The organism is Pricia mediterranea (assembly GCF_032248455.1).
GTDB classification, from domain to species: domain Bacteria; phylum Bacteroidota; class Bacteroidia; order Flavobacteriales; family Flavobacteriaceae; genus Pricia; species Pricia mediterranea.
The window spans coordinates 3,076,775-3,091,237 of sequence record NZ_JAVTTP010000001.1; the positions used below are offsets into that span (position 1 = coordinate 3,076,775).

Here is a 14,463-nt window from a genome sequence, read left to right on the forward strand (position 1 = left end):
TAGAATTTATTTAACCGCATGGACTACTTTTTGGATAGTTTCCACACTAGAGACCGTTATTTCGTCATTTTTTAGAAAAGATGGGGAATTCATGGAAATTCGCGGAGTGTTTGGCAAGGTGCGAACGAATTGGCTTCCCGAAAGATGGGCGGCACGGAATCCTTTATCCTTAAAAACGTCGATGTTTTCCGGTTTAACGCCTCCGCCGGGCATAATTACGAGGCTGGATGCATTTTGCTGGAGTTTTTCCAGGAGGGAGATACCCACAACGGCCGACTTTTCTTGACCTGAAGTCAAAATACAGTCCGCCCCCAGGTTTTCCAATTCCCTTAAAACTTCCATAGGGTCTTTGACCCAATCGAATCCTCGGTGAAACGTGAATTTAAGTTTTCCCGAGGCCTCGATCAAGGTTTTTGTCCGTTTTACATCCAATGAATAATCCTTTTTTAGAACGCCGGAGACGATGCCGTCGAAACCCAAATCCCTACAGATGGCGATATCGGCTCTCATGATCTCGAACTCCCCGTCGGAATAGGTGAAATCGCCGCTACGGGGCCGTATCAGCACGTGTACGGGAATCCCAACCTTTTCCCGGACCGCTTTCAAGAGTCCATATGAGGGAGTGATGCCCCCCACGGCAAGCTCCGAGCAGAGTTCGATACGATGGGCACCCGCCTTTTCGGCGTTTAGGGCAGATTGCAGTGAATTGGCACAGACTTCTATCAACATATCCTTATATTTATCTGCGCTAAATGTAAAGAGTAATTATGGAACGAAGAAAATTTATACGGCATTCCACTGCGGCGACCGCGGGGCTGATTTCGGGGCCCTTGTTGGCATCGTCGGCGGGGCAGGCGGGTCCCACCTTGAAGGACTCTGTTAAGGCTGTTCGTCCCCTTGTCATCTGTACCTGGGATTTTCACAAGGCCTCGGCAAAGGCGTGGGAGGTTTTAAAAGATGGAGGAAATGCCCTCGATGCCGTGGAGCAAGGCGTCAAGGTCGAAGAGGCCGACCCCGATAACCAGACCGTAGGCGTCGGCGGCCGCCCCGACCGGGATGGGAACGTGACCTTGGATGCCTGTATCATGGATAAGGACGGCAACTGTGGGGCGGTCTTGGCGATGCAGAACATTGCCCATCCCGTCTCGGTGGCGCGCAAGGTGATGGAAGAAACTCCCCATGTGATGCTGGCCGGAAAAGGGGCGGAACAGTTTGCCTACGCAATGGGCTTCAAAAAAACCGATCTGCTTACGCAGCGCTCGAAACAGGAATGGCTTGAATGGAAGAAGACCTCGAAGTACGAACCTGTCATCAATATTGAGAACCACGATACCATCGGGATGTTGGCACTCGATCAAGATGGTGATATTTCTGGGGCCTGTACTACTAGCGGGATGGCCTACAAGATGGCCGGGCGCGTTGGGGATTCGCCAATTATCGGGGCCGGACTCTTTGTGGATAACGAAATCGGCGGGGCTACGGCCACGGGGGTAGGGGAGGAAGTGGTCCGCACCGTGGGCAGCTTTCTGATCGTTGAGCTGATGCGGCAGGGCAAGTCGCCACAAGATGCCTGCGAGGAAGGCGTGAAACGCATCATCGCCAAGAACAAGGACAAGCAGGATTTTCAGATCGGCTTTATCGCTATCAACAAGAAAGGAGAGACTGGAGGCTATTGCATCCATCCCGGGTTTTCGTACCGCACCTACTCGGAAGCCGGGCACGTGAACAATCCCTCAAAATCCTATCTCGAATCGTAACGATATCGGAAGCACGGCGAGCATTACGCCCCCAAGTCCCGAAAAGCCTTAATTTCGTATTTTCATTGTAGGCCTATAGTTTCGAACTTGCGACCCAATACCTTAAAAACTAAAAACCTCACATCCACATCTCAGTCCAACATCTCAAGACTAAAATCTCACATCAAAAAATGTCAACACAAAAACGCCTTTTTCTTCTCGACGCCTACGCCCTTATCTTTCGTGGCTACTACGCCCTGATCAAAAACCCGCGCATCAATTCAAAGGGAATGGATACCTCTGCCATCATGGGTTTTATGAATTCCCTCTTCGATGTCATCAAACGGGAGAAGCCCGACCATCTCGCCGTCTGTTTCGATAAGGATGGCAGTGCCGAACGCACCGAGCTCTATCCCGACTACAAGGCCAATCGCGACGAGACCCCCGACGCTATCAGAACGGCCATCCCTTGGATCCAGGTTATTCTAAAGGCCATGCATATTCCCAGTATCGAACTGTCCGGCCTGGAGGCCGACGACATTATCGGTACGTTGGCCAAACAGGCCGAAAAAGAGGATTACAAAGTTTTTATGGTGACCCCGGACAAAGATTTTGCCCAACTCGTTACCGAAAATATCTTTATGTACCGACCCTCCCGAATGGGCAACGGTATCGAAATATGGGGCATTCCCGAGGTACAGAAACGCTTTGGGGTCGAACGGCCCGAGCAGGTCATCGATTACCTTGGAATGATGGGCGATGCCAGCGACAATATTCCTGGTCTGCCAGGTGTCGGTGATAAAACGGCCAAGAAATTTATCAAACAATTCGACTCCCTCGAGGGACTGCTCGACAATACCGACCAGCTCAAGGGCAAGATGAAGGAGAAGGTCATCGCGAACGCCGAACAGGGTCGGCTTTCCAAGCAGCTAGCCACCATTTTTACAGAGTGCGAGGTCACCTTCGATGCCAAGGACTATGAGCTCTCCCAACCGGACAGTGAAAAAGTACAGAAACTGTTCGAAGAACTGGAGTTCCGCCGTTTGAGAGACCAATTTATTAAAATATTCTCCGGGGAAGACGACACGCAGCAAGCCCAAGTGACCAGCACAAAGACCGCAAAGGCCCATGCCAAGGAAGCCGGTGGCGGACAATTTTCATTGTTCGGTGCCGATCCGGGGGCATCCGGCGAGACCATCACAGAGCACAATAGCCGCAAGACCATAGAAGACGTTCCCCATATTTACCAAAGCGTCTCCGAGGGAATGGCCATGGAACTTTTCTTGAAAAATTTATTGAAGCAAACTTCAGTCTGTTTCGATACCGAGACCACGGGACTGAATCCGCTGACGGCAGAACTTGTGGGCATCGCTTTTTCCTGGGAGCCGACCAAGGGTTTCTATGTTCCCTTTCCCGAAAAAAAAGAGGAGGCCCAAGAGCTGATCGAAAAGTTGCGGCCCTTCTTTGAAAGCGAAGACATCGAAAAGGTCGGCCAAAACCTGAAATACGATATTAAGGTACTCGACAAATATGATATCAAGATAAAGGGACGCTTTTTCGACACGATGATCGCGCATTATCTCATCAATCCCGATATGCGGCATAATATGGACGTGCTGGCCGAAACCTATCTCAACTATACTCCGCTTTCCATTACCGAGCTGATCGGCAAGAAGGGCAAGAACCAATTGAGCATGCGCGAGGTGCCGTTGGAAAAACAGACAGAATACGCTGTCGAAGATGCCGATATCACCTTTCAGTTGGCGCAGCATTTCAGTCCCGAACTGGCCGAGGCCAAGACCGATAAACTCTTCAATGATATCGAGATTCCCCTGTTGCACGTGCTGGCGGATATGGAGCTGGAGGGAATAAATCTGGATAAAAAGTTCTTGGACTCCCTTGCCGAGGCGCTGGACGATGACATCAAGCAACTGGAACAGAAAATCTATAAGGAAGCCGGGGAGGAATTCAACATCGAATCGCCCAAGCAGCTGGGGGAAATCCTGTTTGACAAGATGAAACTGGTCGACAAGCCCAAAAAAACGAGGACCGGACAGTATTCCACCGCCGAAGATGTACTGTCGTATCTCGCAAAGGACCATGAAATCATCCAACAGGTACTCGACTTTCGGGGACTGAGCAAACTGAAAAGCACCTATATCGCGGCGCTTCCGGAACAGATCGAGGCGTCCACCGGAAGGGTACATACCGATTATATGCAGACAGTTGCGGCTACGGGCCGCTTGAGCAGTAACAATCCCAATTTGCAGAACATTCCGATCCGTACCGAACGCGGGCGGCAGGTTCGCAAGGCGTTCGTGCCCCGAGACGAAAATTACACCCTGCTGGCAGCGGATTACTCCCAGATCGAGCTCCGGATCATCGCTGCCCTGAGCGAGGAGACCACCATGATCGAGGCCTTTAAGAACGGCGAGGACATCCACGCTTCCACCGCCTCGAAAGTGTTCGATGTGCCCCTCGAAGAGGTGACCCGAGAGCAGCGCGCCAATGCCAAGACGGTCAATTTTGGAATTATCTACGGGGTATCGGCCTTCGGCCTTAGCAATCAGACCGACCTCTCGCGAACGGAAGCCAAAGAACTGATCGATACCTATTACAAGACCTATCCAAAACTCCGTAACTATATCAGCGAACAGATCGATTTCGCCCGGGAGCACGGCTACGTTCAGACTATTCTGGGACGGCGCAGGTATTTGAAGGATATTAACGGTAGAAACGCCGTTGTGCGTGGCGCTGCCGAGCGTAACGCCGTCAATGCACCGATACAGGGCAGTGCGGCCGATATCATCAAGATCGCCATGATCGCCATCCATAAAAAACTATCCGAAAAGAACTATAAAAGTAAGATGTTGTTACAGGTACACGATGAACTGGTGTTCGACATCCACAAATCCGAATTGGAAGCGCTGAAGCCGTTGATCAAATCTGAAATGGAAAACGCCTATAAGCTTATGGTGCCCTTGGACGTCGAACTGGGAATCGGTGACAACTGGTTGGAAGCCCATTAGGGAGCGGCTCACTAAAAGAGAATTATCAAAGGTCCCCCCGCTGTCCTCTTCTCCTTTTATTAGGGTTTTAAAGAGCTACTTTTTAGGAGCAGTGTTCACCGGCCTTCCTTAATGTTTTCCCAAAAAACGATGCTCGCACACATAAAACCCGGCTTCACAACATTTTTTTTTGCTAGGGAGCAGAAGCAGCTACTTTTACGGCAAACTTCGTTTCAAACGGAACCATGCCATGAAAAAGTATTTCCTTTCCTTTTTATTATTATCGGCAGGTCTTCTGGCTACTGCGCAGACCCCCGACCTAAGGAATGACGGACCGGAGGTCACGGAACAATACTCGGCGAAGGTCAAGGTGTTTCCCAACCCTGCGACCAATCTGGTCAATATATTAGGGTTGAAAAACACGGCAAGGGCGGCTATCGAAATTTTTGATATTTACGGCAACACCGTTTCTGCCTACCATTGGGCCATTCGGCGCAACGCAGTGAACATTCCGATTTCCAGTCTTGAGCCCGGGGCCTATATTGTAAGTATCGTTTCGGAACAGCAGCGGATTCGGATCAAGTTTTACAAGAAATAAAGGTAAATGTAAAAAGTTCCGTCAATAAAAAGCTCCTTCGGGTCGCTCAGAGGGGCCTGTACTAACAGAACTTGAAATCATTTTTACCGCTTCCTGAAAATCAATTTCCCGGTGTAATCGAAGTTAGGGATGTCGAGATTTTTTGCATCGATGGTCATCCTACTGCCTTCGATGGTCACTTCCGCGTTCAAGGGCGGTCCGTCCAAATCCTCGATCTTCAGTATTTCTCCATCATAGGTGTAGGTGCCGGTGTCGCTATTTCTTTCTTCGGGACAGGGAATATCCAATCCGTCTTCCGTGGCATTGACCTCAAGATAATTCACCCCGTTTTCCGCAAGCAGGCTCAGATCTTCGTTGAAGGTGAACGTCAGTATATAACAGTCCCTCTCGCTCAGATGGGCCAAGATCTGTTTCTGTAAGACAGCGCCGGGGTCTTCGGTCTCCAGCTGGGTAGCATCCCACGTGCCCGTGATAGCAGTCGTATCGGTATAGTCGGGGCCGTCCTCCTTGTCCGAAGAACACGAAAAGACCGCTGCGATGAGCAGGGCCATTGCTGATAGCTTAAATTTCATCTTTGTCCGGTTTTGGGCAAAAATACAATTTCTTGACGCAACCGGGAATTGTGTTCCTATCTTTGACGCTACAACGGACGGCAATCCCTCTTTCCCATTCCTTTTTTATCCTTATTTTATTTCTAAAAATATTCGGATAACAGGGTTTGTAAATTAAGTTTATTAATGTACATTTGCAGCCCGTTTTATGGAATAGAAGCATTCGGGACAGATAGATTTAATCAAAAAGTAACCGCAGTGGATACATTAAGTTATAAGACCGTTTCGGCCAACAGAAAAACTGTTGACAAGCAGTGGGTGTTAGTCGATGCAGAAGGAGAGACCTTGGGGCGTATGGCCTCTAAAGTCGCCAAAATGCTCAGGGGAAAGCACAAGCCGAATTTTACACCTCATGTCGATTGTGGTGATAACGTGATCGTGATCAATGCCGAAAAGGTCGATATGACCGGCAATAAATGGGAAGACAAGGTGTATCTGCGCTACACGGGCTATCCCGGCGGGCAACGGTCAAGGTCGGCCATGGAGGTCTTGGCCAAACATCCTGAACGGATCGTGGAAAAAGCGGTCAAGGGAATGCTCCCGAAAAACAAACTGGGTGCCGAACTTTTCAGAAACCTTAAGGTCGTTGTAGGTTCCGAACACAACCACGAGGCCCAAAAACCAACGGTTATCAATTTAAAAGAATTTAAGTAATGGAGACCATTCACAAAATAGGAAGAAGGAAAACGGCGGTCGCCCGTGTCTATGTCTCTGAGGGAAAAGGGGATATTACGGTAAACGATAGGAACCTCGAAGATTATTTTTCTACCGGGGTATTGCGGTATAAGGTAAAGCAGGCGCTTTCGTTGACCGATAGCGAAGACACCTACGACGTAAAGGTAAATGTTTATGGCGGGGGAACGACCGGACAGGCGGAGGCCATCCGTTTGGCGCTCTCCAGGGTGATGTGCGAAGTGGATGCTGAAAACCGTTCCGTGCTCAAGCCCGAAGGACTCTTGACCCGGGATCCAAGAATGGTGGAACGTAAGAAATACGGTCAGAAGAAGGCCCGTAAGAAATTCCAGTTCTCTAAACGTTAAGTGTACGGGCATCCATCTTCAAGTTTTTTGGGGATGGATGCCTTTTTTATATTTATTAATTAACCTAGTTCATTGAAAGTCCCGACCCCAGCGAAGTTCTTGGGATACGGATAAATTAAAAATCGTCTTCTCCAATCGAGGATGGTTTTCCGGTAGTCTCGAGCATTTGGCTTCGGGGCGCTTACCGTTAGTTTAGCATCTAAATGCTGGAGGCTTCACACGCTGGTGATACCACTTTAGCATTGCCTATTCAAGAGAACGTAAACTAAAGCAGAAATGGCGAAAGTCGAAGTAAAACAATTATTGGAAGCAGGGGTGCATTTTGGCCACCTCACTCGAAAGTGGAATCCTAATATGGCGCCCTACATCTACATGGAGCGCAACGGAATTCACGTTATCAATCTCTACAAAACCGTAGCAAAATTGGACGAGGCCAATGAGGCCTTGAAAAAAATTGCCGCGTCGGGACGAAAAATCCTTTTTGTCGCCACCAAAAAACAGGCGAAGGATATCGTAGCCGAAAAAGTGAAAAATGTGAACATGCCCTATATCACCGAAAGGTGGCCCGGTGGGATGTTGACCAACTTCGTAACGATCCGTAAGGCGGTCAAGAAAATGGCTTCCATCGACCGGATGAAAAAAGACGGTACTTTCGATACCCTATCCAAAAAAGAGCGCTTACAGGTCAACCGGCTGCGTGCCAAATTGGAGAAGAACCTAGGTTCGATTTCCGAGATGAGCCGCTTACCAGGGGCCCTTTTCGTGGTCGATACCATGCGCGAGCATATCGCGGTGAAGGAGGCCCAGAAACTGAATATCCCGATATTTGCGATGGTCGATACCAATTGCAATCCCAGGGATGTGGATTATTTGATCCCGTCCAACGATGATGCCTCTAAATCCATTGATATCATCATGACGCAAGTTACCGATGCCGTAGCCGAAGGGCTGTCGGAAAGAAAATCGGAGAAGCGTTCCGATAATGAAGGTGGCGATGACACGGATGCCGCACCGAAGAAGAAAAAACGTATCGCCGCGAAACCTTCCGAGGTGACCCCCGAGGCGAAGCAACCAAAGCCTGCAGGCAAAGATAGTACGAAGGAAATCGAGGAGGCGCCCGTAGTCGCGGAAGGCAAAGAAGAGCCAAAACCATCACCCGAGGCGGTAGATACCAAAGCTTCTCCCGTAGTGGCCAAGACACCCAAGCCGGAAGTTGATGTAGCGGCTACCCAAGAGGCGGTTGCCGAAGAAGAGGACAAGACATCCAAGGAAGAAGCTCCCAAAAAGGAAGCTTCGAAAAATGAGACCAAAGACGCCGAGGCAACAGCCGAAAAGACCGATGACCTTACCAAAATCGAGGGCGTTGGGCCCAAAGCTGCAGAAGCGATGACCGGAGCTGGAATCGATACCTACGCCAAGTTGGCCAAGGCCGATGCAGATCATATCAAGGAAGTATTGACCGAATCCAGCTCAAGAATGGCACACCTAGACCCCGGCACATGGTCCGAGCAAGCGGAGTTGGCCGCCGACGGTAAATGGGACGAACTGCAAGAGTGGCAAGACAAGGTCAAAGGCGGGGTCAAGTAATTGGACAGCCCCCCAACAAGAAGACTCGAGTTAACGGCCCTGTATTCCTGAGGTTTTGGAGACGATTCCAATATTACGGCAACGTACGTCCATTTACCGGAGCGATATAGCGGCGATAAAATGAACAATAAATTTTTCGGACGAGTTCATCCTGAACGATGACTTGGAACGAAAACTACAATAAAACAAGACAGTTATGGCAAAAATTACAGCCGCAGAAGTAAATAAATTGAGAAAGACGACAGGCGCAGGTATGATGGACTGCAAAAAAGCTTTGGTCGAGGCCGAGGGTGATTTTGACAAGGCCATCGAAATACTCCGTAAAAAGGGCCAGAAAGTGGCCGCAAAAAGAGCGGATCGCGATTCTTCGGAAGGTGCGGCCATTGCAAAGGTGAATTCCGACAATACCGAGGGCGTAATCATTTCCCTGAACTGCGAAACCGATTTCGTCGCCAAAAACGACGACTTCGTCACCTTGGCCAACGAGTTGGCTGACTTAGCGATGGGCTATGACACTAAAGAGAACTTTCTCGCCGCGGATTTCAAGGGCATGAGCGTTCAGGATAAATTGACGGAGCAGACGGGTGTCATCGGAGAGAAAATCGAGATCGGTGGTTTCGAGAAATTAAGCGCGCCGTTTGTCGGAAGCTATATTCACGCCGGAAACAAGATTGCTACGCTAGTAGGTCTTTCCGCTGCGGTCAATGGGGCCGAGACGGTCGCTAAGGATGTGGCCATGCAGGCCGCTGCGATGAATCCGGTAGCCTTGAACGAAGAGGGGGTCGATCAATCCATTATTGATAAGGAAGTAGAAATAGCCAAAGACCAATTGCGTCAAGAAGGAAAACCGGAGGAAATGCTCGACAAAATTTCCAAGGGGAAAATAAAGCGTTTCTTTAAGGATAATACCTTGGTCAACCAAGATTTTATTAAGGACAGCAAGCAAAGTGTTGCCCAATATGTGAAATCCGTCGATTCTGATCTTGAGGTAACCGGCTTCAAGAGGGTAGCTTTGGGATAATCCATAAATATATCCTAGGCGCTGCTTTATAATAAGCATCCTAATCCTTTACCGTAAGAATTGTAAAAACCATCCGTCGAAAAGTCGGGTGGTTTTTTTGTTCTATTTTTGTGGCACCGTAAGTAATATCCACCAATGGCGAGGCATCCTCAAGACATAGCGATAGACTTTTCTTCCAACGAATTACAAATAGAGATACATACATGAAGAATATCCTTTTTTTTACCGCATTTATTATTTGTTTTCAACTGTCTGCCCAGCGAAAACCAAAGATCAAGGGAAGCAGAATAGTTACCGATGTCCAGCAAAATCTATCTCCCTTCCATACCATCGAACTGAACGACGACATTGAAGTTCGGCTTCGCAAGGCGCCACAACCGGGCTACGCGATTACCGCTGACGACAACCTGATCGATGTATTAAAGTTTGAGGTAAAGGATAGCGTTTTGGTCATCAGTTCCTTTTATACCATTACCGGTAAGAAGAAATTGGACATTACCGTAAACTATACCGATATCGACGCCCTGAATCTTTCTAATGGCGACATCCGTATGGACGGGCCCGTCGTGACCGACGAACTCAAGGTGAAAATGGCAGATGCCGCCAAACTGCAGCTGAATGCCGAGGCAAACCGGATTGAGATTACCATGGACGGCAAAAGTTCCGGGGATTTTACCTTGACCGGGGACACGATGGATTTTGTTCTGAACGGTCGGGCAGATGCGCGCATCTATACAATAAGTGGAACCAACGACCTAAAGATATACAGGAATGCGGGGGCAATAATGGAAGGCACTGTAGATACCTTCAACGCGACCCTCTTGGATAATACGAGTCTGAAGGGCGAACGCCTGGAAGCGGACATGGTGTTCTTGAAGGTGCAGAACTCCGCTTCGGCAAAGGTACAGGTGAATTCAAAAATCGAACTTACCGCCAGCGGCTCTTCCAAAACTTACGTGCATGGCGACGGGGAAATAGAACTCGTCGAATTTTCGGACACCTCGGAACTACACCGGGAGAAGTAGTATTAAGTACCGGTGGCCAAAGACTCCTTATTTTATTTTGCGCCTTGCTTGTCCGCCCGTTGCCAACCTCTTCAAAAAAGACATAAGACTGGGACGTGAGACCGTTGGCCCGGCCGATTATTAAGGAACATTAAGTCTAAAGTCTATTTTCCAATCCTCCGATGCGATCGGTGCGGTCATCAAATGCGCTGGAATTCCGAAGCCGGATACCAAAACCCCGATATGCGGCCTAAGCTCGGTGCAGAGACGTTCGACCCGCTGTCGTATGGCCTTCGATTTCGTGCCTCCCAGATAGCCTTGTTCCAAGTACCACTCGGCATCCCGGCGGATTTCGTGCAGGGCGTAGAGCGCACCCAATTTTTCGAAAAGCCCCCTGTTCTTCCCTTCCGGCATTTCGTTGACGAAATCGGCAAAGGCATTGTAGGCCAATTCTTTACTAAATGCCTTTCCCAGAGCCAGCAAATGGGTCTGTACCTTTAAGAAAGCTTGGTACGGAGGCATTCCCTTTTTAATGTAATCGCGAATACGCATGGCCAAAGTGTAGGTCAGGCGTTGCGTACGATAATTAAAGGCGTGTTTATGGAATTTCGGATTGTACAGATGATCCGCATCCACCTTGTTGCTATACCTGGGGTCGATGGTAGTTAGCGTGTCGCTGATCTGTATGCCCAGTATTTTCAGCACTGCCGTAAATCCCGCGCTATTAAATTCCGAACGGAAATCGGAGAGTACCCCTTTGGCGGCCAGCAGGCTGAGTACCGTGTTGTCGCCCTCGAAGGTGGTAAAAATATCGACGTCGCCCTTAAGGTCCGCTATCCGGTTCTCCAACAGATATCCCTTGCCGCCGCAGGCCTCGCGACATTCCTGAATACAATCGTTGGCGTACCAGGTGATGATGGCTTTCAGTCCGGCTACCTTGGTCTCGATGACCCGTTTGTCGGGCCGGGCGTCGTCGCAGTACGACGCCATCATTTTGTCCAAGGTGATGTGATAGACGTAGGCGCTTGCAACCAAGGGCGTCAACCGTAGTTGATGGGTGGGGTAGTCCATCAAAAGGTCTTCCTGCACCTTGACGCTATCGTTGAACTGTCGTCGCCTTAAAGCGTGGTTTACGGCAACGGCCAAGGCAAATTTCGCCCCGCCCAACCCCGCCCGGGCCACGCAGATACGGCCCCCTACCAGCGTGCCCAGCATGGTGAAGAAGCGCTTATTGGGATTTTCGATTTTCGAACGGTACTGGCCTTCGGTGGTAATTTCGCCATGCTTATTTAGCAGGTTTTCGCGGGGTACGGAAACCTGATCGAACCAAATTTTAACATTATCGACGCCGTTCAGTCCTAATTTATACCCGCAGTCCTCAATCTTTACTCCCTCCATCAGTTGCTGCTGCTCGTCGCGCAATCGGACTAAAATAGCGTGTACGCCCTCGTTTTTTCCGTTGACGATGAGTTGGGCGAACACAGTGGCCATGGTACCGTGCAGGCCGTTGCCAATATATTCCTTATTATCGTTTTTTCCGGGGGTATGTATGATGAGGTTATCGGAGGCCCGGTCGTACGTGGCGGTCGTCTTGATACCGCGCACGTTCGATCCGTGTCCCGTTTCCGTCATGGCAAAACAGCCGAGAAGTTCGGCAGAGCCGATATCCCTAAGGTATTTCTCATGGTGTCTTTTTGTACCCAATTTTTCGATACTGCCCCCGAAGAGTCCGAATTGCACCCCGAATTTAATGGTCAGGCTGCCATCGACGTACATCAGGTTTTCAAAGATGTGCGCGTAGCCCTCCATATCGTTCTGCCCGCCAACGGCTTCCGGGTAAGCGGTCGTCCCGTAGCCCTTGTCCGCCAAAAATTTCACTTGTTCCAGTACGATATCCCGGAATTCGGACTTGTTTCTATGGATGTTCCACTCAAAAATAGCATCCTTTGTTACCGAGCGGAAGCCGTCCACCAGCTCGGCGTGTTCCCCTTTAAGGATGCCGTCCAGTTCCGAAGCGCTGTAGTATTTGGACTCACTCGAACGCTGAATGTCCACCTCGAAAAGGTGTCCGTAGTGGTTCGGCTGAATGCCCAGGTTCGTCTCGATATGCTTGAGCTGATCGTTAAAGGGGCAGGCCTCATGGTAAAGACAGACCAGATTTTGGCTAAAAGAGGTTAGGGGGTAGGTGTCGCTTTCGACCAGTTTGACCCGTGAACTCGAAATCGTTTGCTTCCATTCTTTCAAAAGGCTGTTTTCCGGTGGATTTTCAGGCTTGGACCATGACAGGAGTAGCTCGCGGTGTGCCGCGTTAAGGCTGTTATCGGAATTGATGGCATATTTTACCACGTTGATTTCCGAGGCGGTAATCAGGTCGTCGGACCAGATGACGTAGAAAAAGGGGATGTACTGAAGAATTTCAGGGGGATAGGATTGTCTTTGCATGGGATGAAATTACGATTTTATTGGAAATAATAATTCCTACCGGCCTGAACCGGAACGGTTGGGTTTCCTAAAATTAGCGGTCCGCTCTGCGCAGCGGTCTCGTCACTTTTTCCCTATCTTTGCTATCCTATGAACGAATACCTAGACCCGACCGGAGAAAACCTCTCCGACACCGAACTCGATATCGAAAGGGCGTTACGGCCTATCAGTTTCGACGATTTTACGGGCCAAGCGCAGGTCTTGGAAAACCTCAAGATTTTTGTCGAGGCCGCCAATCGAAGGGGAGAGGCCTTGGATCACACCCTTTTCCACGGCCCTCCGGGACTTGGGAAGACGACGTTGGCGCATATACTGGCCAACGAGCTCGGGGTGGGCATCAAAATCACATCCGGCCCGGTGTTGGACAAGCCGGGGGATTTGGCCGGACTTCTGACGAACCTCGGGGAACGCGACGTGCTGTTTATCGACGAGATCCACCGGCTGAGTCCCATTGTAGAGGAATACCTCTATTCCGCCATGGAAGATTACCGCATCGATATCATGATCGAGACCGGACCCAACGCCCGATCGGTTCAGATCAATTTGAGTCCCTTTACCCTAATCGGCGCCACCACGCGATCGGGATTGTTGACCGCCCCCATGAGGGCCCGGTTCGGCATTACCAGCCGATTGGAATATTACGATACCGAATTGTTATCGACCATCGTTCAGCGCAGTGCCGATATCCTGAACGTACCCATAAGCAACGACGCCTCGATCGAGATTGCCGGCCGTAGCCGTGGTACCCCACGAATATGCAACGCGCTTTTACGACGAGTCCGTGATTTTGCCCAGATCAAGGGTAACGGCAGTATCGATATGGATATCTCACAGTTCAGCCTAAAGGCGTTGAACGTCGATGCCTATGGCCTCGATGAAATGGACAATAAGATACTGACCACCATCATCGATAAGTTCAAGGGCGGCCCGGTAGGGCTTACGACCTTGGCCACCGCCGTATCGGAAAGTGCCGAGACCATCGAAGAAGTGTACGAACCCTTTTTGATCCAACAGGGCTTTATCATGCGAACGCCACGAGGCCGTGAGGTTACCGAACTGGCCTACAAACACCTGGGGCGAATCAAGGGCGGGGCGCAACCGGGGCTTTTTTAAGGTGCAAACTGTGAAAATCACAGGTAAGGGAAAAGTTTACATCACTTCATTCTCTTTGCTTAAAAGAAACAGGTACATGGAAGCGTTTAAACAACTTATATCATTAACCCCCGAAATACGATTTGGAAAGCCCTGTATAAATGAAATACGCATTGCCGTCTCCGATATTCTTCAATAGCTGGCATCCGGTATGACGTACCAGGAAACCAATCTACCCGTGAGGTAGCTAAATTGCTGGAAGAGCATCAAGAGCAGGTAATGAAG

The 14,463-nt window shown here is 49.7% G+C and carries 13 protein-coding genes; 10 read left to right on the top strand and 3 right to left on the bottom strand.

Going from position 1 to position 14,463, the window contains the following annotated elements; translation table 11 throughout:
- Positions 1–6 precede the first annotated feature (6 nt).
- Complete coding sequence (locus tag RQM65_RS12585) at positions 7–729, bottom strand: copper homeostasis protein CutC (RefSeq protein WP_314015470.1); 723 nt, start codon at positions 727–729, stop codon at positions 7–9.
- 38 nt (positions 730–767) lie between these two features.
- Here RQM65_RS12585 and RQM65_RS12590 point away from each other — a divergent pair, with 38 nt between their 5' ends.
- The 3 genes from RQM65_RS12590 to RQM65_RS12600 all read left to right on the top strand — a co-directional run bounded on the left by RQM65_RS12590 (position 768) and on the right by RQM65_RS12600 (position 5,342).
- Positions 768–1,757, top strand: a complete 990-nt coding sequence (locus RQM65_RS12590) for an isoaspartyl peptidase/L-asparaginase family protein (protein WP_314015471.1) — start codon at positions 768–770, stop codon at positions 1,755–1,757.
- Between the two features lie 170 nt (positions 1,758–1,927).
- Complete coding sequence (polA, locus tag RQM65_RS12595) at positions 1,928–4,765, top strand: DNA polymerase I (protein ID WP_314015473.1); 2,838 nt, start codon at positions 1,928–1,930, stop codon at positions 4,763–4,765.
- A 229-nt stretch (positions 4,766–4,994) separates the two neighbouring features.
- Positions 4,995–5,342: a T9SS type A sorting domain-containing protein gene (locus RQM65_RS12600; protein WP_314015474.1), complete on the top strand. Its 348-nt coding sequence runs from the start codon at positions 4,995–4,997 to the stop codon at positions 5,340–5,342.
- A gap of 83 nt (positions 5,343–5,425) precedes the next feature.
- Here the strand turns inward: RQM65_RS12600 and RQM65_RS12605 are convergent, their stop codons facing one another.
- Complete coding sequence (locus RQM65_RS12605) at positions 5,426–5,914, bottom strand: hypothetical protein (RefSeq protein ID WP_314015476.1); 489 nt, start codon at positions 5,912–5,914, stop codon at positions 5,426–5,428.
- Positions 5,915–6,151: 237 nt separating this feature from the next.
- On the opposite strand from RQM65_RS12605, the gene rplM reads away from it, so the two are divergent.
- The 5 genes from rplM to RQM65_RS12630 all read left to right on the top strand — a co-directional run bounded on the left by rplM (position 6,152) and on the right by RQM65_RS12630 (position 10,626).
- Positions 6,152–6,607 (top strand): 50S ribosomal protein L13, encoded by a 456-nt coding sequence (gene rplM / locus RQM65_RS12610; RefSeq protein WP_314015478.1) that lies wholly within the window; start codon positions 6,152–6,154, stop codon positions 6,605–6,607.
- Positions 6,607–6,993, top strand: coding sequence for a 30S ribosomal protein S9 (gene rpsI / locus RQM65_RS12615; protein WP_314015480.1), 387 nt, complete (start codon positions 6,607–6,609; stop codon positions 6,991–6,993). Before rplM ends, rpsI begins: the two co-directional genes overlap by 1 nt.
- Before the next feature lie 276 nt (positions 6,994–7,269).
- Positions 7,270–8,580, top strand: a complete 1,311-nt coding sequence (gene rpsB / locus RQM65_RS12620; RefSeq protein ID WP_314015481.1) for a 30S ribosomal protein S2 — start codon at positions 7,270–7,272, stop codon at positions 8,578–8,580.
- Between the two features lie 196 nt (positions 8,581–8,776).
- On the top strand, positions 8,777–9,601 hold the full coding sequence (gene tsf / locus RQM65_RS12625) for a translation elongation factor Ts (protein WP_314015483.1): 825 nt from the start codon (positions 8,777–8,779) through the stop codon (positions 9,599–9,601).
- A gap of 203 nt (positions 9,602–9,804) precedes the next feature.
- The gene (locus RQM65_RS12630; protein WP_314015485.1) at positions 9,805–10,626 is read left to right on the top strand and encodes a GIN domain-containing protein; all 822 of its coding nucleotides are present in this window, start codon (positions 9,805–9,807) and stop codon (positions 10,624–10,626) included.
- A gap of 120 nt (positions 10,627–10,746) precedes the next feature.
- Here RQM65_RS12630 and RQM65_RS12635 read toward each other — a convergent pair whose 3' ends face one another.
- Positions 10,747–13,047, bottom strand: coding sequence for an acyl-CoA dehydrogenase family protein (locus RQM65_RS12635; protein WP_314015487.1), 2,301 nt, complete (start codon positions 13,045–13,047; stop codon positions 10,747–10,749).
- 129 nt (positions 13,048–13,176) lie between these two features.
- On the opposite strand from RQM65_RS12635, the gene ruvB reads away from it, so the two are divergent.
- Complete coding sequence (ruvB, locus tag RQM65_RS12640) at positions 13,177–14,199, top strand: Holliday junction branch migration DNA helicase RuvB (RefSeq protein ID WP_314015489.1); 1,023 nt, start codon at positions 13,177–13,179, stop codon at positions 14,197–14,199.
- Positions 14,200–14,275: 76 nt separating this feature from the next.
- Positions 14,276–14,377 carry a DUF433 domain-containing protein gene (locus RQM65_RS18940; RefSeq protein WP_432279848.1) on the top strand — a complete coding sequence of 34 codons (102 nt, stop codon included), beginning with the start codon at positions 14,276–14,278 and terminating at the stop codon, positions 14,375–14,377.
- Positions 14,378–14,463 lie beyond the last annotated feature (86 nt).